This window comes from Streptomyces sp. AN091965 (assembly GCF_022698285.1).
Lineage (GTDB): Bacteria > Actinomycetota > Actinomycetes > Streptomycetales > Streptomycetaceae > Streptomyces.
This window is the reverse complement of sequence record NZ_JALDMY010000001.1, coordinates 4,892,241-4,912,068: the sequence shown is the minus strand read 5'-3', so window position 1 is coordinate 4,912,068 and position 19,828 is coordinate 4,892,241. Positions and strand designations below refer to the sequence as shown.

The 19,828-nt window shown below is 74.1% G+C and carries 13 protein-coding genes, 1 tRNA gene and 1 pseudogene; 10 read left to right on the top strand and 5 right to left on the bottom strand.

The features are described from left to right. The first annotated feature begins 43 nt into the window (after positions 1-43). On the top strand, positions 44-706 hold the full coding sequence (locus MQV74_RS20730; RefSeq protein WP_242719789.1) for a hypothetical protein: 663 nt from the start codon (positions 44-46) through the stop codon (positions 704-706). Positions 707-1,267: 561 nt separating this feature from the next. Here the strand turns inward: MQV74_RS20730 and MQV74_RS20725 are convergent. From MQV74_RS20725 to MQV74_RS20715, 3 genes are all read right to left on the bottom strand, one after another. Next, positions 1,268-2,233 carry a DUF5926 family protein gene (locus MQV74_RS20725; protein WP_242719787.1) on the bottom strand — a complete coding sequence of 322 codons (966 nt, stop codon included), beginning with the start codon at positions 2,231-2,233 and terminating at the stop codon, positions 1,268-1,270. 308 nt (positions 2,234-2,541) lie between these two features. Then, positions 2,542-3,186 carry an ATP-binding protein gene (locus tag MQV74_RS20720; RefSeq protein ID WP_242719785.1) on the bottom strand — a complete coding sequence of 215 codons (645 nt, stop codon included), beginning with the start codon at positions 3,184-3,186 and terminating at the stop codon, positions 2,542-2,544. A 53-nt stretch (positions 3,187-3,239) separates the two neighbouring features. After that, complete coding sequence (locus tag MQV74_RS20715) at positions 3,240-4,073, bottom strand: glycerophosphodiester phosphodiesterase (protein ID WP_242719783.1); 834 nt, start codon at positions 4,071-4,073, stop codon at positions 3,240-3,242. 592 nt (positions 4,074-4,665) lie between these two features. Here MQV74_RS20715 and MQV74_RS20710 point away from each other — a divergent pair. After that, positions 4,666-6,210 carry a S1C family serine protease gene (locus MQV74_RS20710; RefSeq protein WP_242719781.1) on the top strand — a complete coding sequence of 515 codons (1,545 nt, stop codon included), beginning with the start codon at positions 4,666-4,668 and terminating at the stop codon, positions 6,208-6,210. A gap of 53 nt (positions 6,211-6,263) precedes the next feature. Further along, positions 6,264-6,348 (top strand) — tRNA-Ser (locus MQV74_RS20705). A 154-nt stretch (positions 6,349-6,502) separates the two neighbouring features. Here MQV74_RS20705 and MQV74_RS20700 read toward each other — a convergent pair. Beyond that, entirely contained in the window at positions 6,503-7,504 is a 1,002-nt protein-coding gene (locus MQV74_RS20700; RefSeq protein WP_242719779.1) for a bifunctional DNA primase/polymerase, read from the bottom strand. Positions 7,505-7,875: 371 nt separating this feature from the next. On the opposite strand from MQV74_RS20700, the gene MQV74_RS20695 reads away from it, so the two are divergent. From MQV74_RS20695 to MQV74_RS20665, 7 genes and pseudogenes are all read left to right on the top strand, one after another. Then, positions 7,876-8,187 carry a hypothetical protein gene (locus MQV74_RS20695; protein WP_138960620.1) on the top strand — a complete coding sequence of 104 codons (312 nt, stop codon included), beginning with the start codon at positions 7,876-7,878 and terminating at the stop codon, positions 8,185-8,187. A gap of 278 nt (positions 8,188-8,465) precedes the next feature. Continuing rightward, on the top strand, positions 8,466-9,503 hold the full coding sequence (locus MQV74_RS20690) for a bifunctional MaoC family dehydratase N-terminal/OB-fold nucleic acid binding domain-containing protein (RefSeq protein ID WP_374120658.1): 1,038 nt from the start codon (positions 8,466-8,468) through the stop codon (positions 9,501-9,503). An 89-nt stretch (positions 9,504-9,592) separates the two neighbouring features. Continuing rightward, positions 9,593-9,979, top strand: a pseudogene (locus tag MQV74_RS20685) (MaoC family dehydratase); the annotation flags it as partial. 302 nt (positions 9,980-10,281) lie between these two features. Next, positions 10,282-11,448, top strand: coding sequence for a lipid-transfer protein (locus MQV74_RS20680; RefSeq protein WP_242719777.1), 1,167 nt, complete (start codon positions 10,282-10,284; stop codon positions 11,446-11,448). A gap of 52 nt (positions 11,449-11,500) precedes the next feature. Continuing rightward, positions 11,501-12,391: a DUF1906 domain-containing protein gene (locus MQV74_RS20675; RefSeq protein ID WP_242719775.1), complete on the top strand. Its 891-nt coding sequence runs from the start codon at positions 11,501-11,503 to the stop codon at positions 12,389-12,391. A 183-nt stretch (positions 12,392-12,574) separates the two neighbouring features. Further along, the gene (locus MQV74_RS20670) at positions 12,575-13,138 is read left to right on the top strand and encodes a SigE family RNA polymerase sigma factor (RefSeq protein WP_374120657.1); all 564 of its coding nucleotides are present in this window, start codon (positions 12,575-12,577) and stop codon (positions 13,136-13,138) included. A gap of 269 nt (positions 13,139-13,407) precedes the next feature. After that, positions 13,408-15,057, top strand: a complete 1,650-nt coding sequence (locus MQV74_RS20665; RefSeq protein WP_242719773.1) for a long-chain fatty acid--CoA ligase — start codon at positions 13,408-13,410, stop codon at positions 15,055-15,057. Positions 15,058-15,109: 52 nt separating this feature from the next. Here MQV74_RS20665 and MQV74_RS20660 read toward each other — a convergent pair whose 3' ends face one another. Next, positions 15,110-19,693, bottom strand: a complete 4,584-nt coding sequence (locus MQV74_RS20660; RefSeq protein ID WP_242719771.1) for a PAS domain-containing protein — start codon at positions 19,691-19,693, stop codon at positions 15,110-15,112. Positions 19,694-19,828: the final 135 nt, after the last annotated feature.

Here is a 19,828-nt window from a genome sequence, read left to right as displayed (position 1 = left end):
GCGCGGCGCGGGGCCGGGCGCCCCGGGTCGTTATCTTCGGCGCATGCACCCGCGCCCGGCCATGAACCCCCGCCTGCTCGCGCTCCTGGGCATCGTGGCCGTCGCCGCGCTGCTGCCCCTCGCCGGGGCGGCCGCGGGGCCGGTGTTCGACGACACCAAGGCGCCCGCCGATCCGGGGCGCGCGGGAGCACGTCCCCCGGAGCCGGGCACCTCGGTGCCGGAGGCCGGGGCCCGCGGGGCTTCCCGGGCCGAGCCGCCGCTCCGGCCGCACGGGGCCGGGGGCGGTCCCGGTGCCGCCGGTAGGCCAGGTGCCACAGACGACCCGGGTGCCGCGCGTGCCGCCGACGCCGCACTCCAGCCCGACACGCTCTCCCGCTGCGGCCCCGAACTCTCCTCCCCCGACGGCGTCGAGGCCCAGACCTGCGTACTGACCCAGGGGGCGGACACCTGGGCGCGTACCTACTACCGCAATGTCACCGGTGAGGCCCTGGAGGCCGTGCTGAGCGTGATGGGCCCCAGGGGGCGCACGGTGCAGATGTACTGCGCGGTGGGCGCGGGGGACGAGCCGGGGGCGTGCGACACCCCTAAGGAGCGCACATCGGGGGCCGCGGCGCGCTACACGGCGGTCGCGGAGTTCGCGAGTGAGAGCGGCGGCGCCCTGCTGCTGCGCTCGGGTAGCAACTCCGCCGGTCCACAAGGCAGTTGAGCGCGTAACTTCTGCCCGGGCATGGAAACGCCCGGTTGCTGGCGACGGGGGATGCACCAGCAACCGGGCTACCTGAACGGTAACAAGAGATCCGCGCTTGGCAAATTCGATCTCAGTTATCCGGACAGGGATTCACCTGCGCCCATGGGGAGTTGTGACAGGAGTCACGCGTTCGCTTCGGCTGACCCGTGGGTCAGGGAGACGGAGGTGAGGCGCCTGCGCGGGCTCCGCCCGGTCACCCGGCGCACTCACCCGGTTAAGAGCGCGTGACGGGGCGAGGTCCACAGGCCGCTCCCCGGTGCCCGGCGCCACCCACCTGTTCGAAATCCGACGCGCGACCTCAGCCGAATGTCATCCGTGGGCGAGCCCCGGGGCTTGGCGAAGCGCCGGTGGGAGGGCCATCGTGAGGTCCGGGAAGCGTGCGCGAGGGGCGCTGCTCCCGCGCACGGGGGGCAGGCCTCGTCCTCGGCCGCGCGGAGGGTGTCCACGGCCGCGCTGCTCCCGCGCACGGGGACGGGCCCCCGCGCGCGGTGCCTTGGGCGGACCGGCGACGGAAGTGGATCAGCTGAGCGTGACCTGGCGGTTGGTGAGGCCGCCGCGGGCGCGCCGCTCCTCCGCGGACAGCGGCTCCGTGGCCGCGAGCGCCGTCGCGAGCCGCTCGGCGAACTCGGCCGCGGGCTTCTCGACGTCCTGCGCCTCCATGCCGCTCGGCAGGTCCCACACCGGCACGGTCAGGCCGTGCGCGCGGAAGGAGCCGACCAGGCGGGTGCCCTCGCCGAGGCTCGACGCACCGGCGGCGTGCAGGCGCGCGAGCGCGTCGAGCAGCTCCTCCTCGGCGTGCGGCATGACCCACCGCAGGTGGTTCTTCTCCGGCGTCTCGCACCAGTACGCCGAGTCGACGCCGGCCAGCTTGACGGTCGGGATGGCGGCGGCGTTCGCCCGCTCCAGGGAGGCCGAGACCTCCGCCGTGGCGTTCTCCGCGTCCGGCACCCAGAACTCGAAGCCGGAGTGCACGACGGGCGCGAAGGGCGCCTTGTCGTCGAGGACGTCCTGCAGGCGCGGCCCGTCGGCGGGCGCCCTGCGGCCCGCCACCGGCTGGCCCGGCTCCGTGGTGAGCGCGCGGCTCAGCGTGTCGGCGAGGTCGCGGCTGATGTCGCCGGACGAGGTGTCGTTCTGCAGGCCCAGGAGGACCGAGCCGTCCTCGCGGCGCAGCGCGGGCCAGGCCATCGGCAGGACCGTCGCGAGGGTCACGGAGGGCACGCCGTCGGGCAGGCCGTCCTTCAGGGTCAGCTCGACCGTGGCGGCGGGCACCAGCTCGCGCAGCGCCACCCAGTCGCACTCGCCGGACAGCCCCTCGAAGGGGCGCTGCACCAGCTCGGTGACCGCGTGCGCGGCGGCCCGGCCGTGGCAGGCCTTGTAGCGGCGGCCCGAACCGCAGGGGCAGGGCTCCCTGGCGCCGACCACCGGGACCTCGTGGTCCTTGAGCTGCGGCTGCTTGCCCTTCGTCTGCGGGCGCTTCTTGGCCATCGTGGGTGTCTCCCGGTTACGGCTCGCTTGCGTACGGGCGCGAGCCTAGCCGTTCGAGGGTGGAGCGACCCGGCGCGTGCGCGCGCGGGGCCCGCGGGCCCCGGTGGCCTGCGGTTACGGCCCAGGTCCTGCGGCGGCTTCCGGTCCGCGTCCGCGGCGGCTGCGCGCGGCGCGGTCCCCTTCCGCGTACTCCGGCCCACGTCGACGAACCGTGGCCGGGTCGTCGTCGAGCCGTCGTCGTCGGGCTGCCACCGTCGGGCTGTCGCCGAACCGTCGTCGTCGGGCTGTCGCCGAACCGTCGTCGGGCTTCAGTCCACGTCGTCGAACGGGTCCGAGAAGCCCAGCTCGGCTATCGCGGAGGCCGACGGGGCGGCGACGCGCGTAGCGAAGTCCTCAGCGCGGTGCCCGGCGTGCACGAGGGCCCAGACCGTGACCTCGCCGCGGGCGTCGTCGCGTACTCCCCAGGCCTCGGCCAGGGCCGTGATGATGTTCAGCCCGCGGCCGCCGTGGGCGGTGACCGACGGAGTGGCCGGAACCGGGCGGGTCGGGCCGCCGCCGTCCGTCACCTCGACCGTCAGGCGTCCCGCCTTGTCGACCTGCCAGGCGGCGCGCACGTCTCCGTCGCCGCTGCCGTCACTGCCCTTCGGGCTGTCGTGCAGCCCACTGCCCAGTGGTCTGCCGTGTCGGCAGGCGTTGCTGAGCAGTTCGGAAAGGATCAGTACGGCGTCGTCGATGACCGACTCCGACACCCCGCTGACGCGAAGCTGATCGCGCATCCGGTGTCTGGCTTCCCCCACGCCCGCAGGACCATGGGGTACGGCCATGCTCGACGACGTGGGCACTTCCCGTGCCACCACAAACGCCACCCCCGAGACCTCCTTTGCCCCACGCCACGGAGTGGATGCCCCAATGGACTGGACCGGAAACCGGCCAACACCGGGATGGTGACGCACTCGTCACGATCGAATACGGACCGAACGCGCCGGTGCACACCCCGTAACGAAAGTTAGTCGCGGCCCAGTTGGGACAGAACCTGCTTCGGGCGGTTGGTGATGATGGCGTCGACGCCCAGACGGGCACAGAGTTCGACGTCCTGGGGCTCGTTCACGGTCCACACGTGGACCTGGTGGCCCGCCCGCTTGAGTTTGGCGACGTACCCGGGGTGGCTGCGGATGATCCGCATGCTCGGTCCCGCGACGCGCACCCCCTGGGGCAGCCGTCCGTCGCGGTGGCGCGGCGAGACGAACTGCATCAGGTAAACGGTCGGCAGGGTCGGCGACGCGGTGCGGACGCGTTGCAGCGAACGCGCCGAGAAGCTCATCACCCGCACCGGGGAGGGCTCCTCCGGAGAGGGCGCGTCCAGACCGAAGCGCTTCAGGAGGTGCAGCAGCCGCTCCTCGACCTGGCCCGCCCAGCGCGTGGGGTGCTTGGTCTCGATGGCGAGCTGAAGGCGACGCCCGGAGGCGTTGTTTTCGGCCACGAGCTCCAGGAGTCGCTCCAGGGTGAGGACCGAGGTGTCCTCCGGGGCCGGGCCCTCCTCCCAGTCGGGGTCCTCGGCGTACGGGCCCTGTTCGCGGTTCTTCCAAGAGCCGAAGTCGAGCGCGGCCAACTCGGCGAGCTCCAGGGCGGAGACGGCGCCGCGGCCGTTCGAGGTGCGGTTGACGCGGCGGTCGTGGACGCAGACCAGATGTCCGTCCGCGGTGAGCCGGACATCGCATTCGAGGGCGTCCGCGCCGTCCTCGACGGCCTTCTTGTAGGCGGCCAGTGTGTGCTCCGGGGCGTCCTCGGAGGCCCCTCGGTGGGCGACGACCTGGATGAGGTGCTGTCGTGCGTGGGTCACCGCGTCATGGTGCCACCGTCCGGGGGCGGGGGCCCGCGGGGCCGGGGTGTGAGGGCTGCGGCGGGTCGGGCGCGAGGGGTGCCGTGGGCCCTGGGGGTGCGGACCGGCGGCCTCGGGTATGCGGACCGGCGGCCTCTGGGGGTGCGGACCGGCGGCCTCTGGGGGGCGGACGACGATCCCGGGTATGTGGACCGGTGGCCCCGGGGGTGAGGGTCGGCGGCCCCAGGGGTGAGGTCGGCGCCGCGGTGCGCGGCCTTTCTCAGACTCCTCTCACGCTGCCTTCAGGTGGCTCTGTGACTCGGCTGTGAACCTTCGGATGAGCTTTCCGGAGACTCGGCAGGCTCCGGGGCTTCTGTGAGGCGCACGCGGTCTTCCACGGTTTTCCGGAACCTCCCGGAGCCTTCCGGAGCTTTCCGAATGCGGCGGTTTCGCCCGTCGTGAACGCACAGCGTCGGCTTATGGTGGCCTGACAGCCCATGGGAAAAGCTGACTGGGACAACTGAACGGTTGACCGGGTACCCGACCTGTGCCGCCCCGGGCCGATCTTTGGCCGTGACCGAGTACGACAGCGTGGACCGAGGAGAAGAAAGCTGTGAGCACCGAGAACGAGGGCACTGCGGTCCCCCCGGCCCCGTCCGCACCTCCTGTGCCGGTGGACACTCCCGCTGCTCCCGCCGCCCCTCCCGCACCGGAGGCGTCCGCGAGGCCGGAGCCCGCGTCCGCGCCCGCCCATGAGCCCGCCGCGGCGCCCGCGCCCGAGCAGGCGCCGCAGGACGCCGCGCAGACGCAGCCCCAGGCGCCCGCCGCACCGCCGGCGCCCGCGCCCCAGATCCCGGACCCGTACGCCCACACGGCGGCCGCGCACGCCCAGGCCCCCGCGCCTGCGGCCGCGTCGGGCGGCTCCTGGCCGCCGCCCCCGCCGCCCGCCGTGCCGTCGTACACGCAGGGCGGGGGCTCCGGATGGGGTTCCTCCTGGACGGCCGAGCAGCCGTCCGCGCCCCAGCCGGGCGGCCGCCGTCGCGGCGGTCTGGTCGCGGCCGTGCTCGCGGCGGCCCTCGTCGCGGGCGGCGTGGGCGGCGGCATCGGCTACTGGGCGGCGGACCGCAACGACGACAGCAGCACGGACTCCACGACGGTCTCCGCCTCGGACGCCCCCGCCGACCTCAAGCGCGAGCCGGGCTCGGTCGCCGGCATCGCGAGCAGGGCGCTGCCGAGCGTGGTCACCCTGGAGGCCCAGAGCGGCAGCGGCGAGGGCGGTACGGGCACCGGCTTCGTGTACGACAAGGAAGGCCACATCCTCACGAACAACCACGTGGTGGCCTCGGCCGCCGAGGGCGGCAAGCTGTCGGCCACGTTCTCGAACGGCAAGAAGTACGACGCCGAGGTGGTCGGCCGCGCGCAGGGGTACGACGTGGCGGTCATCAAGCTCAAGAACAAGCCGGCGAACCTGCGCCCGCTCGCGCTCGCCGACTCCGACAAGGTCGCCGTCGGTGACTCCACCATCGCGATCGGCGCCCCCTTCGGCCTGTCCAACACGGTCACGACGGGCATCGTCAGCGCGAAGAACCGCCCCGTCACCTCCAGCGACGGCGCCAGCAGCAAGAGCTCGTACATGAGCGCCCTGCAGACCGATGCGTCCATCAACCCGGGCAACTCCGGAGGCCCCCTCCTGGACGCGCGCGGCGCCGTCATCGGCATCAACTCCGCCATCAAGCCCGCCGACAGCGGGGGCGGCGTCGGCGGCGGGCAGTCCGGCTCCATCGGCCTCGGCTTCGCGATCCCGGTGAACCAGGCGAAGAACGTCGCGCAGCAGCTGATCAAGACCGGCCAGCCCACGTACCCGATGATCGGCGCCTCGGTCTCCCTGGCCGACGCCTCGGGCGGCGCGGTGATCTCCGACCGCGGCGCCGCCGGTTCGGGCCCCGCGGTCGAGCCGAACGGCCCCGCGGCCAAGGCGGGCCTGAAGTCCGGCGACGTCATCACGCAGCTCGACGACACGGTCATCGACAGCGGCCCGACCCTGATCGGCCAGATCTGGACCCACAAGCCGGGCGACAAGGTCAAGATCACCTACGAGCGCGACGGCAAGGAGCACACGGTGGACGTGACCTTGGGCGAGCGCAAGGGCGACAGCTGACCCGCTACTCTTGACCCCGCGCAAGCCCGCTCGATCACACGGCGGCAGCGCGGGGTGGGTTGCCCGAGCGGCCTAAGGGAACGGTCTTGAAAACCGTCGTGGCGCGAGTCACCGTGGGTTCAAATCCCACACCCACCGCGGGTGCTGGCCCAGAGCCAGCCGTCGAAGGGGCGTCCGGAGAGATCCGGGCGCCCCTTCGCGCGTGAAGGGTCCGCCCCTGGGGGCGTCCGGTGTGTGTGGCTGGTTCGCGGCCCGGGGCCGAGGCCGCATCGTGCGGCACGCGTGCGTGGGGTCAGGCGTGGCCGGTCAGGCGGGCCGCTGAGGCGATCGTGGAGCGGGCCTCGCGGAGGGTGAGGCCGACGCGCAGGGCCGCTTCGGTGAGGGGGGCGGTGAGGGCCTCGCCCAGGCCGTTCTCGTAGGCGCGGCAAGCGGCCCAGAACAGCCGGGTGTTGCGCTGGCCCTCGTGCGCGGCGAGGACGAACTGGACCAGGCCCTGGCCCTGTTGGGCGGCCTCGGGGCCGCCCGCGCGCGGCGGTGCCGTCGGGTGTCGGCGGAGCGGGGGCACGAGCAGCCGCAGAAGGGCCTCGGGGCATGCGGCCGGGGGCAGGTGGGCGGTGCCCGGCACGGTGCTGTACACGCCCTGTTCGGTGCGCGAGCCGGGGCCGACCAGATAGCCGCCCGCGCCCCGGATGTCGATGCCGGGGGCCAGACGGCCCGCCGAGTTGGGCACGACGACGTCCGGCGGCCCGGACAGCCAGACGTGACGCCCGCCGCTGGGGGTGGTGACGACGACGGTCTCCGGGATGGTGAACAGGTGCCGCAGCGCCAGCTCGCGCAGCGCGGCGGGGGCGTCGGCGCCGGACTTGGTGTCCAGGTCGATGCCGATCAGGTGGTACGGCGGCAGGCCGCACGCGATGCCGTAGCCCGAGGCCCAGGGCGCCGCGGCGAACAGCTCGCGGATGCGCACCGGGTCGGTGGAGGCGTCGTACACGCCGTGGCCCGTGCGTCCGCACTCGCCGTGGCAGGGCGGGGTGTGCGGGTCGTCGTGGTGCGGCGAGCGCAGCGCGGGGAGCTTGCCGCGGGTCAGGGGGATGACGGCGAGGCCCCGCTCGGCGGCGGACAGGGCGTGGGCCAGCGCGAGGGTGGCGGTGTGACGCTCGGCGGCGTGGCGTGCCCGCGCGCGGGGCGCCGGTCCGGAGGGCCGTGGCTCGTGGGCGGGCGGGTGCTCGGCGGCCGGCTCGTGCGGGCCGTCGTGGGCGGGGTGGTCTTCGGCATGGCGGTCGCTGGGGGCCATGACTTCATTTTCGTACTAGCGTTCGATGAAGGGAAGAGGGGGAGGCGTGCAGGGTGGCCGGATGGGGGCAGCGCCCCCTTTTGCCGGGGTTTTGCCGGAACGCTTCAGCCCGTGCGGCGTCTGGGGTCAGCTGGGGCGAGGGTGCTGAACTGGGGCGTTGGTGGAGCGAAGCGGGTTTATCGACTTGTCCTCACGCTTGCGGGGGAATAGTGACTTCCGGGGTGGTTCGGCGGGGATTCGGTGGGCAACTCTGGATGCGCGACGTCGTGCAGATCTCCGGGGCGGTCGGCCAACTGCCCTGGAACAAGCCGTATTTCAGGTGCGCCCGGCAGGGGCCGGAGCTCACCCCCCCCGTTCTGGAGGAAATAGACATGGCAAGCATCCGTACCGCCCGTGCCCTCGCCGCCGTCGCCGCACTGCCGCTGGCTGCCGCCCTCTTCTCGGGTGTCGCGATGGCCGACAACGGCTCGTTCGCGGACAACGGATCGAACGCGGGTGTTGCGGTCGTCAACGGCAGCGGTGTCGGCGATGACAACAACGGCAACTCCTCGACCACTCAGCAGCAGGCGGTCGGCAACGGCGCCTCCAACCAGAGCAACACGGCTCAGGTGAACGGCTCCGCGTTCACGGACATCGACCAGTCGAACGCCAACGTCGCCGTCAACTTCAGCGAACTGTGGTGAGCCGGGGCCTCGTCGGGGAGTGATCCTCGGGGCCTGCTCTGTGGGGTGATGTGACGGTTTGCGCGGCGGTGCCTCGGGCCCCGCCGCGCAGCTGTGTGTGCGGGGTGCGGCGGTCGGCGTCGGCTCCGCGTCTTGACACCCGTACGGAAACTGACGGACAGTCAGAAAATAGTGGCGTGGCGGCGGGGCATCCGTGGGAACCGGCGCGGCGGCTGCGGTGTACCGAATATGTCAGGAGTTCGCGGGGGCGGTTGATCAGGGCGGCGGAGGGGGCGACGGTGACGGGCAGCGCGCGGAGCAGGGCGGACGGACCGGCGGCGGGACCGGACGGACCCGACCGGTGGTACGGACGGCTGAAGGCGTACGAGGGCCGGTCCGCGGCCGAGTCCGGCCACGGCAGGGATCCGGTCAACGCACCGATGATCAGGCACTGGTGCGAGGCCATCGGCGACACCCACCCGGCCTATGCGGGGCCCGGCGCCATCGCCCCGCCGACCATGCTCCAGGCCTGGACGATGGGCGGCCTCGCGGGCCACGCGACCCGCTCGGAGGCGTACGACGAGCTGCTCGCGCTGCTCGACGACGCCGGGTGCACCTCGGTGGTCGCCACCGACTGCGAGCAGGAGTATCTGCGCCCACTGCGGCCGGGCGACGAGATCACGTTCGACGCGGTGATCGAGTCGGTGTCGGACCGCAAGACCACCAAGCTCGGCGCGGGGTATTTCGTGACGACCCGGATGGACATCCGCGCGGGCGGCGAGCTCGCGGGCACCCACCGCTTCCGGATCCTCAAGTACCGCCCCGCGAAGCGGCGGCCGACGGCCACGCCTGCCGCCCGGGGGCGCGGAGCTGCCCCGCCCGCTCGCCCGCGCCCGGTGGTCAACCGGGACAACGCCGGGTTCTGGGAGGGCGTGGCCCGCCGCCGCCTGCTCATCCAGCGCTGCGGGGCCTGTGGCACGCTCCGTTTCCCCTGGCTGCCGGGGTGCGGGGCCTGCGGCTCCCCCGAGTGGGACACGGTCGAGGCGAGCGGCGAGGGCACGGTCTATTCGTACGTGGTGATGCACCACCCCCCGTTCCCGGCCTTCGCCCCGCCGGACGGGGCCTCCGGCGGGGCGAGTCCGTACGCGGTGGCGCTCGTCGAGCTCGTGGAGGGCGTGCGGATCATCAGCAATGTGGTGGGGGTGCCACACCGGGCCGTGCGCATCGGGATGCCGGTGCGGCTGGAGTTCCAGCGGGTGGACGAGGACCTGGAGCTGCCGGTGTTCCGGGCCCTGGAGAGTGCGGCCTTGGCCGCTCCGGAAGGGGGCGAGGGCTGATGGGCCGCGCGGAGACGGGCCACGTGGGTGAGGGCCGCGCGGGTGAGGGCCGCGCGGAGCGGGGGCACCCGCCGAAGGGCCGGGTCACCGTGAGGGTGGGGGACACGCTGCCGCCGCTGGAGATCCCGATCACGCGCACGCTGATCGTCGCCGGAGCCATCGCCTCCAGGGACTACCAGGACGTGCACCACGACGTGGAGCTCGCCAAGGAGAGGGGTTCCCCGGACATCTTCATGAACATCCTCACCACCAACGGCCTGGTGGGGCGGTACATCACCGACCACTTCGGCCCTCGCGCGGCCCTGCGCCAGGTGAAGATCAGGCTGGGCGCGCCCAACTACCCCGGGGACACGATGGTGTTGACGGGCACCGTCGAGGAGGTCACCCGCGCCCCGGAGGGCGTCACGGCCACGGTCAGGGTCGTCGGGGCCAATGGCATGGGCAAGCACGTCACCGGCATGGTGACGGTGACGGTCGGGGGCGCGGCGGCGCGGGCGGGGGAGACGGGCCAGTCGGACGAGACGGGCGGCGCGGCCTCGCGCGGCGCGGCCCTGGCGGGCAAGGCGGGCGACGCTCCCCCAGGTGGCGTGGACCCGGCGGGCAAGACAAGCCCAGCGGGCAAGGCGGCCTCGGGCGGCTCGGCCCCAGGCGCAGCGGCCTCAGACGGTGTGGCCCCGGTGGGCGAGTCAAGCCCAGCAAGCGGCTCGGCCCCAGGAAGCGCAGCCCCAGGCGGCGCAGCCCCGGTCGGCTCACCCCCAGTCGTAGCAGGAGGTGCCGCATGAGCGTGCGGGCGCGGGACGACCTCGGTGGCAGGGCGGCGATCGTCGGGATCGGTGCCACCGAGTTCTCCAAGGACTCCGGGCGCAGCGAGCTGACACTGGCCGTGGAGGCGGTGCGGGCGGCGCTCGACGACGCGGGTCTCGCCCCCGCCGACGTCGACGGCCTGGTCACGTTCACGATGGACACGAGCCCGGAGATCACAGTCGCCCAGGCGGCGGGCATCGGCGAGCTCTCGTTCTTCTCCCGTGTGCACTACGGCGGCGGCGCGGCCTGCGCGACCGTGCAGCAGGCGGCGCTCGCGATAGCCGCGGGGGTGGCCGAAGTGGTGGTCTGCTACCGGGCGTTCAACGAGCGGTCCGGGCGCCGCTTCGGCGCCGGAGTGAGCCACCGCGAGCCCTCGGCGGAGGGTGTCGCGCTCGGCTGGGCGCTGCCGTTCGGACTGCTCACCCCGGCGTCCTGGGTGGCGATGGCCGCGCAGCGCTATCTGCACGCCCATGGGCTGACCCCGGAGGTCTTCGGCCACGTGGCGGTCACCGACCGGAAGTACGCGGCGACGAACCCGGCGGCGTATTTCCACGGCAGACCCATCACGCTGGAGGAGCACGCGGCCTCCCGGTGGATCGTGGAGCCGCTGCGGCTCCTGGACTGCTGCCAGGAGACCGACGGCGGCCAGGCCCTCGTCGTCACCAGCGCGGAGCGGGCCCGGGACCTGCCGAAGCCGCCCGCGGTGATCGCCGCCGCCGCGCAGGGCGCGGGCCGGGCGCAGGAGCAGATGACCAGCTACTACCGGGACGATCTCACCGGCCTGCCGGAAATGGGCGTCGTGGCACGGCAGTTGTGGCGCACCTCGGGGCTCGCCCCCGGCGATGTCGACGTAGGGATCCTCTATGACCACTTCACTCCGTTCGTGCTGATGCAGCTGGAGGAGTTCGGGTTCTGCGCGCCGGGTGAGGCCGCGGAGTTCGTCGCCAAGGAGCGGCTGCCGCTGAACACCCACGGCGGACAGCTCGGCGAGGCCTATCTCCACGGGATGAACGGCATGGCGGAGGCCGTGCGCCAGCTGCGCGGCACCGCGGTGAACCAGATACCCGGCGCCGCGCGCGCCCTGGTCACGGCGGGCACCGGCGTCCCCACTTCGGGGCTGATTCTGACGGCGGACGGCTGAACGCGGCGCGTGTCCCGGGCCGGGCACCCACCCCGGGCCGTTCACTCGCCCCATGCGCCACCGGAAGAAGATCACTGGCCTTGTCCTCGCCCTCGCCCTGGCGACGCTGGCCCTGGACACCTCGCGCCCACCCGAGGGTCCGGGACCTGCCGAAGCTTCGGGGCCCGCGCGTCCGGCGGTCCTCGGGGGACCGACGGGCCCGGGCCGGCCCGCGGCGGCGGCCGGGCCCGGGGTCTTCGACGGCCGGGCCTTCGACACCTGTCTGACGCCGTCGGCGGACACCATGCGGCGCTGGCTCGACTCGCCGTACCGCGCGGTGGGCGTCTACTACGCCGGGCGCGGCCGGGCCTGCCAGGACCAGCCGCAGCTGAGCCGCGCCTGGCTGACGGCGGTCGACGAGATGGGCTGGGGCGTGCTGCCGGTGTACGTCGGCTCGCAGTCCCCGTGCGTCCGGGCGGCGAACAAGCAGCACGTCCGCATCGGAAGCGAGCCCGGTCCCCAGGGCACCCGGGAGGGCCACGACGCGGTGCTCCGGGCCGCGGCGCTCGGCATGGGGCCGGACAGTCCGCTCTACCTCGACATGGAGGCGTATGCGTACCAGAACGAGAAATGCGCCACGGCCACGCTCACTTTCGTACGGGCCTGGAGCCGCGAAGTGCGCAGCCATGGCTACGTACCGGGCTTCTACAGCAGTGCCGATTCCGGCGTAGCGCACCTGGAGTCGGCGCGCCGGGCGGGGGTCGACGACCTGCCGTCGATCATGTGGTTCGCACGCTGGAACAACCGGCCCGACTTGTACGGTGAGCAGGGACTGCCCTGGTACGCCTGGCATCCGGAGCGCCGGATCCACCAGTACGCGGGCAACGTCACGGAGCGGTACGGCGGGCGCACGCTGCAGATCGATCGCAACCTGGTGCACGCGCCGGTGGCCGTGCTGGGGTGAGCGGAGACGGGAGCCGAGTGGGCAAGCGGTTTCCGGTTCCTCAGGGTCGAACCCTCAGGGGCGGGCTCCTTCTCCTCCACCTTCAGGAGGTGAGGCTACCTCCCCTCGTACAACCTGAGGCGGACACGGCTTCGGGACCTGCGGCCGATCCGCAGATGTAGGGGGCGCTTCTAGCGTGGAGCCATGACCGCATCCATGGTGTCCGTGTGCACCAGCGCATCGAAGGCCGCGACGCGGGGCGCGGGTCCTTCCGCCTACCCGTCGTTCGCCTCGTACGTCCGGGCCCGCCAGCCCGTGCTGCTGCGCACCGCTCGCTCGCTGACGGCGAACCCGAGCGACGCCGAGGACCTGCTGCAGACGGCCCTGACCAAGACCTACGTGGCCTGGGACCGGATCGAGGACCACCGGGCGCTCGACGGGTACGTGCGCCGGGCCCTGTTGAACACGCGCACGTCGCAGTGGCGCAAGCGCAAGGTCGACGAGTTCGCCTGTGACGAGCTGCCCGAGCCGGAGACCGTGCCGGCCGGTGACCCCGCCGAGCAGCAGGCGCTGCACGACGCGATGTGGCGCGCGATCATGAAGCTGCCGGCGCGGCAGCGGGCCATGGTCGTCCTGCGGTACTACGAGGACCTGAGCGAGGCCCAGACGGCCGAGGTGCTCGGGGTGTCCATCGGCACGGTCAAGAGCGCGGTGTCGCGGGCGCTCGGCAAGCTCCGCGAGGACCCGGAGCTGACGCCGGTCCGCTGAGCGGCAAGCCAACCGGCCAGCAAGCCGACTGGCCAGCAAGCCGGCTGGCCGGTCGGCCGGTTGGTCGGCGTTTCGCGGGCGCGTCGCGTGGCCGGGGCGCCGGGCGGGTGGCCGGGGCGCCGGGCGGGTGGCGGTCGTAGCTCAATTTGCGTTCTTGTGCGCTCGCGGTAGTGACATACCGCTCGGTATGCGGCGAGAATCTGGGGCTACCGCCAGGTAGAGCGCCGGGAGCACCCGGCCGCCTGCCGCCCGCCGACCGGGAGGACGCCGTGCTGAGCACCATGCAGGACGTACCGCTGACCGTGACCCGCATCCTCAACCACGGCGTGACCGTGCACGGGACATCACAGGTCACCACCTGGACCGGCGACGGTGCCCCACAGCGCCGCAGCTTCCGGGAGATCGGCGCCCGCGCCGCCCAGCTCGCCCACGCCCTGCGTGAGGACCTCGGGGTCAGCGACGACGAACGCGTCGCGACCTTCATGTGGAACAACGCCGAGCACGTCGAGGCCTACTTCGCCGTGCCCTGCATGGGCGCCGTCCTGCACACGCTCAATCTGCGGTTGCCCGCCGAGCAGCTCACCTGGATCGTCGGCCACGCGGCGGACCGCGTCATCATCGTCAACGGCTCCCTGCTAGGCCTGATCGCGCCGCTGCTCGACCGGATGCCGACGGTCGAGCACCTCGTCGTCTCCGGCCCCGGCGACCGCGCCCTCCTCGACGGCGTGCGGGCCCAGGTCCACGAGTACGAGGAACTGATCGCGGACCGGCCGACCGCCTACGACTGGCCCGAGCTCGACGAACGCCGTGCCGCCGCCATGTGCTACACCTCGGGCACCACCGGCGACCCCAAGGGCGTCGTCTACTCCCACCGCTCCATCTATCTGCACTCCATGCAGGTCAACATGGCCCAGTCCATGGGACTCACGGACGCCGACACCAGCCTCGTCGTCGTACCGCAGTTCCACGTCAACGCTTGGGGACTGCCGCACGCGACGTTCATGACGGGCGTCGGCATGCTGATGCCGGACCGCTTCCTCCAGCCCGCGCCGCTCGCCGAGATGATCGAGAGCGAGCGCCCTTCGCACGCCGCGGCCGTGCCCACCATCTGGCAGGGGCTGCTCGCCGAACTCACCGCGAAGCCCCGCGACGTGAGCTGTCTGCACCAGGTCACCATCGGCGGCGCGGCGTGTCCGACGTCCCTGATGGAGGCCTTCGACCGGCTGGGGGTCCGCGTCTGCCACGCCTGGGGCATGACGGAGACCTCCCCGCTCGGCACGGTCTCGCGGCCGCCCGCGCACGCCGTGGGCACCGACCAGGAGTTGGCCTACCGCCTCACCCAGGGCCGCTTCCCGGCCGGGGTCGAGGGCCGCCTCGTCGGCCCCGACGGCAGCCACCTCCCCTGGGACGGTGAGTCCGCGGGCGAACTGGAGGTCCGCGGCCCCTGGATCGCGGGCGCCTACTACGGCGGCGCGGGCGGCGACGTGGTCCGGCCCGAGGACAAGTTCAGCGCCGACGGCTGGCTCAAGACCGGGGACGTCGGCGTCATCTCCGCCGACGGCTTCCTGACCCTCACCGACCGGGCGAAGGACGTCATCAAGTCCGGCGGGGAGTGGATCTCCTCCGTCGAGCTGGAGAACGCCCTGATGTCCCACCCCGACGTCGCCGAGGCAGCCGTCGTCGCCGTCCCCGACGAGAAGTGGGGCGAGCGTCCCCTGGCCACCGTCGTCCTCAAGGAGGAGGCGACCGCCGACTACGCCGCCCTGCGCGACTTCCTGGCCACCCGCGTCGCCAAGTGGCAGCTCCCCGAGCGCTGGGCCCTCGTCGCCGCCGTCCCCAAGACGAGCGTCGGCAAGTTCGACAAGAAGGTGCTGCGCAGGCAGTACGCAGCCGGAGAACTGGACGTGACACGGGTCTGAGGGGCCGTGGCACGGGCCCGAGGGGCCGTCCCCCTCGGGCCCTGCCGCCTGCTCAGTTCGTGCCGATCTTCGCCAGCAGGTCGACGATCCGGGTCTGCACCTCGCTGCTCGTGGAGCGTTCGGCGAGGAACAGGACGGTCTCGCCCGCCGCGAGCTTCGGCAGGTCGGTCTCGTCGACGGCGGCCGTGTAGACGACCAGCGGCGTGCGGTTCAACTGGCCGTTGGCGCGCAGCCAGTCGATGATTCCCGCGCGCCGCCGGCGTACCTGGTGGAGGTCCATGACCACCAGGTTCGGCCGGGTCTGGGCGGCGAGCGTCACCGCGTCGGCGTCGCTCTCGGCCCGTGCGACCTGCATGCCGCGCCGCTCCAGGGTCGCCGTCAGGGCGAGGGCGATCTCCTCGTGCTCCTCGATCAGCAGGACCCGCGGCGGGTGCTGCTCGCTGTCGCGCGGCGCGAGGGCCTTCAGGAGCACGGCGGGGTCGGCGCCGTACGCCGCCTCGCGGGAGGCCTGCCCGAGCCCGGCCGTGACGAGCACGGGCACCTCGGCGGCGACGGCGGCCTGGCGCAGCGACTGCAGCGCGGTGCGCGTGATCGGGCCGGTCAGCGGGTCCACGAAGAGGGCCGCGGGGAACGCGGCGATCTGCGCGTCGACCTCCTCGCGCGAGTGCACGATGACGGGCCGGTAGCCGCGGTCGCTCAGTGCCTGCTGCGTGGTGACGTCGGGCGCGGGCCAGACGAGCAGTCGGCGCGGGTTGTCCAGCGGCTCGGGCGGCAACTCGTCGTCCATGGGCCGAGGCTGGGGCCGGTTCGTCACCTCGACGGCGCCACCGGGGCCGTCCAGCGGCTCGGGGCCCTCGGCGGCGTTCTCGTCCGGGGCGCCGATCGCGTACGAGCGTCCGGTGCCCTCGGTGCCCGGCGAGAGCCGGGGCTGCGGCTGCGGCTTGGTCTGCTGCGGCGCCTGCGGGTGCGGGCGGGCCGCGCTCTCCGGTCGCTCGTCGGCGCCGGGCTCGGGCGGCGTCGCCAGCTTGCGGCGGCGCCCCGAACCGCCCTGCGCGGGCTGAGCGGACTGCGCGGGGCCGTGCGACGGCTGGGCCTGCGGCTGTAGGGGCGGCTGCGGCTGGCGGCCGAAGGGCACGCCCTGGCCGAGCGTCCGGACGCTGATCGCGCGGCCCTGCGTCGAGTTCGGGTCGACGGACGCGGCCTCGGCGGGCAGCGGCTGCGCCGCACGCGCGCGTGGGTCACGTTCCGGCGGCAGGGCGGCGGCGCCCTGGGCGGGCGCCGCTCCGGCGTGCGGGACGGCCTGCGCGGCCGCGTGCGGGACTGCCTGCGGGGCCGCGTGCGGGACTGCCTGCGGGGCCTGTGGCGCGGCCTGCGGCGGCAGGGCGGTCGACGGCGTGCCCCCCGCGGGGGTGCCCTCGGCGGGCCTGGCGCCGGTCGGGACGCCTGCCGCCGGGGTGCCCGCGCCGGGCATGTCCTGGGGCGGAGTCGCACCGCCCGCCGGGTCGGCCGTCGGCGGGGCCTGCCGTGCGCGCCTGCGCCCGGTCGGGGCCTGCGGCTGCGCCTGGCCGGGCAGCGAGGGGGGCTGCGTGGGGTGCGGCTGCGGCGGGGTGTGGTCGTCGGTCGGGTCCTGCGGTGCCACGGCGTGCTGCCCCGTGTCGTCCTGCCTCGCGTCGCCCTGCCCCACGGGGAGGCCTCCCGGCGCGGGAGCGGGCACGGTGCCCCGGGCCGGAGCGGGCGCGCGGCCCTGCGGGGGCACGCCGCCACGTGCGGCGGCCTGCATCCCGGCCTGTACGCCCGCCGGGACGCTCACCGAGGCGCCGACCCGCGCGGGCCCGGCCTCCGTGGCGACCGTGCCGCGCGCGTCCTGCCCGGCACCGGAGGGGTGCGCACCGGCGAGCTGCCGCGCACCGCCCCGCACCGACTGTCCAGAGGCCTGCCCGGCGGCCGGTCCGGCGTCCTGCCCGGTGACCTGCTCGGCGCCGACCAGCGCCCCGCTGCCCTCCTCGCGGTCCGCCTCGGCCGGAGGCAGCGCGAACACCCGGCTGTTGGACGCCTCTTCCGCCGCGGCCCGCTCCCGGGCCGCCGCCAGCGCGCGCCGGGCGCGACGGCCACCGGGGCGCGGGGCGTCGGGGTCGTCGCCCTGTCCGTCCCCGGTCTCCGGAGCGGCCCCGGTCCCCGACGGCAACGCCAGCGCGTGCGACTCGCCCGCGCGCCGGGCACGCCGCCCCGAAGGACCGCCGTCGCCCTGCGGCGGCACTCCCTGGGACGGCACTCCCTGAGGGGGCACCGTTTCGCCGAGCGCCGCGGAACCGGCGGCGTGCTCGGCCGCCGTCATCACGGCCCCCTCGGCGGGGCTCGGCCGTCCCCGGCGCCGGCCGGTTCCTCCCGACGTACCGCCGGAGGTGTCACCGGACGCACCAGGCATACCGGACATGCCAGAGGCGCCAGGCGCGCCGGACGCACCGGCGCCCGTGTCCCCGGGCGCGACCGGGACGGCTTCCGCCGGACCGTGCGCCACCGCACGCCGCCTGCGCCGCCCGGTACCACCGGGACCGGCCTCCGCGGCGGGTCCGGCGACACCAGGCCCAGCACCAGGACCGACACCAAGCCCAGCACCAGGACCGACACCAGGCCCAGCACCAGGACCAGCACTCGTACGCACACCCGCACCCGGACCGGAGTCGGCGCCTCCAGGGACCCCCGCACCCGCGGTGTCACCGGAACCAGCCTCCCCGGGAAGGCCACTGTCGAGGAAGGAGTCCACCGAGGAGCGCCGCGCGCGCCTGCGGCCGCCCCCGGCGGGAGCCCCTGCCTGCTCGGGCACCGGGACACCGGCGCCCACCGTGTCGCCGCCCTGCGCGGGGCTCTCGGCGACGGCCGGAGCCGGTCGCGGGGCCACCTCGACGGACGTCCCCGGAGCGACGGACGCCCCGGGAGCGGGAGCGGCCCCGGCGCCGTCCCCGACCGGCACTTCGAGCACGTACGCGACGCCGCCCGTGCCCGGCACCTCATGCGTCTGGAGCACGCCGCCGTGGGCCCGCACGATGCCCTGGACGACGGGCTCGTGGACGGGGTCACCGCCGGTGTAGGGCCCGCGCACCTCGATGCGGACGACCTCGCCGCGCTGGGCCGCGGCGACGACGACGGTCGAGTCGACGTACCCGGCCGCGGCCTCGGGGCCGCCCGAAACCACGGCTCCCGCGCGCGTGTTGCCGGTAGCGTCGATTCCGGCCACGTCGGCGATCAGGTGCGCGAGGGCCGTCGCGAGCCGGTGCGCGTCCACGTGGACCGCGACCGGCGGCGCGTGCACGGCGAACTGGGCGCGGCCGGGCCCGATCAGCTCGACGGCCCCGTCGACGCCCGCCGCCACGACGGCGTCCAGCGGCACGACCGTACGGGCCAGTTCCTCGGCGCCCGTCTCCAGGCGCTGGAAGCCCAGGACGTTGTCCACGAGGGTCGTCATGCGCGCGTACCCGGCCGACAGGTGGTGCAGGACCTGGTTGGCCTCGGGCCAGAGCTGGCCCGCGTCGTCGGCGGCCAGCGCGGCCAGTTCGCGGCGCATCTCGTCGAGCGGCCCGCGCAGGGACCGGTCGAGGACGGCCACGAGCTGCTGGTGCCGGGCGTCGAGGGCGTCGTACCGCTCCTCCTCCTGCTCGGCGAAGGCCTCGAAGCGGTCCTTCTCGCGCTCGGCGAGCGCCGCGTACCGCTCCTGCTCGGCCGCGAGCTCCTCCGCGCGGCGCTCGGCGGCCTCGCGCAGCTCCTCGGCGTGCTGGGCGAGCGCCGCCTCGTGCTTCTCCGCGAGCGCGTCGTACGGCCGCCGGTCGGTGAAGGTCATGACCGCGCCGACGAGCTGGTCGCCGTCGCGCACGGGTGCCGTCGTCAGGTCGACCGCGACCTTCTCGCCGCTCTTGGCCCACAGGACCTGACCCCGCACGCGGTGCTTGCGGCCGGAGCGCAGCGTGTCCGCGAGCGGGGACTCGTCGTACGGGAACGGCTCGCCGTCGGCGCGCGAGTGCAGGACCAGCGGGTGCAGTTCCTGCCCGCCGAGGTCGCTCGCGCGAAAGCCGAGTATCTGGGCGGCGGCGGGGTTGACCAGGACGACGCGGCCGTCGGTGTCCGTGCCGACGACGCCCTCGGCGGCGGCCCGCAGGATCATCTCGGTCTGCCGCTGCGAACGCGCGAGCTCGGCTTCCGTGTTGAGCGCGCCGGACAGGTCACGGACGACGATCATCAGCATCTCGTCGCCGCTGTAACCGCTGTAGCCGCTGTGACCGCTGTGGCCGTAGCGCTCGTCGTAGGCGTTCCTGCTGTCCTCGAGGCTGGAGCTGGTGACCTCGACCGGGAACTCGTAGCCGTCCGTCCGGCGGGCGATCATCCGCTTCGGCTTGGTCCGTCCGCGTTCGTCCGTACTGTCCGGACGGCGCATGGAGCCGGGAATAAGCCGGGAGTCGAACTCCGGCAGCAGATCGAGCAGTCCGCGCCCCACGAGCGCGGTGCCGGGCGCCTCGAAGGCCTCGAGCGCGATGGCGTTCGCGTTCACGACGGTCCCGTTGGCGTTGACCAGCACCAGCGCGTCCGGGAGCGCGTCGAGTATGGCTGCGAGGCGAGCAGCGCCTCGGGATGGCCTGCTGCTCACGACGACGCTTCCTCCCTGGTTACCGCACCTTGCCGACCGCCCAGGCCATCTTGCCCCGCGGCCCGCGGCATGTCACGGGAGGAAAGTCTACGGGGAGCGGTTGCGGGCGCGACGCCGGATGAGGGGGAGTGAGAG

Excerpts from the sequence above, each read along its gene's own strand:
- MQV74_RS20670 (WP_374120657.1), top strand. The coding sequence starts at position 12,575 with ATGACCGCATCCATGGTGTCCGTGTGCACCAGCGCATCGAAGGCCGCG.
- MQV74_RS20680 (WP_242719777.1), top strand. The coding sequence starts at position 10,282 with ATGAGCGTGCGGGCGCGGGACGACCTCGGTGGCAGGGCGGCGATCGTC.
- MQV74_RS20730 (WP_242719789.1), top strand. The coding sequence starts at position 44 with ATGCACCCGCGCCCGGCCATGAACCCCCGCCTGCTCGCGCTCCTGGGC.
- MQV74_RS20675 (WP_242719775.1), top strand. The coding sequence starts at position 11,501 with ATGCGCCACCGGAAGAAGATCACTGGCCTTGTCCTCGCCCTCGCCCTG.
- MQV74_RS20700 (WP_242719779.1), bottom strand. The coding sequence starts at position 7,504 with ATGGCCCCCAGCGACCGCCATGCCGAAGACCACCCCGCCCACGACGGC.
- MQV74_RS20695 (WP_138960620.1), top strand. The coding sequence starts at position 7,876 with ATGGCAAGCATCCGTACCGCCCGTGCCCTCGCCGCCGTCGCCGCACTG.
- MQV74_RS20725 (WP_242719787.1), bottom strand. The coding sequence starts at position 2,233 with ATGGCCAAGAAGCGCCCGCAGACGAAGGGCAAGCAGCCGCAGCTCAAG.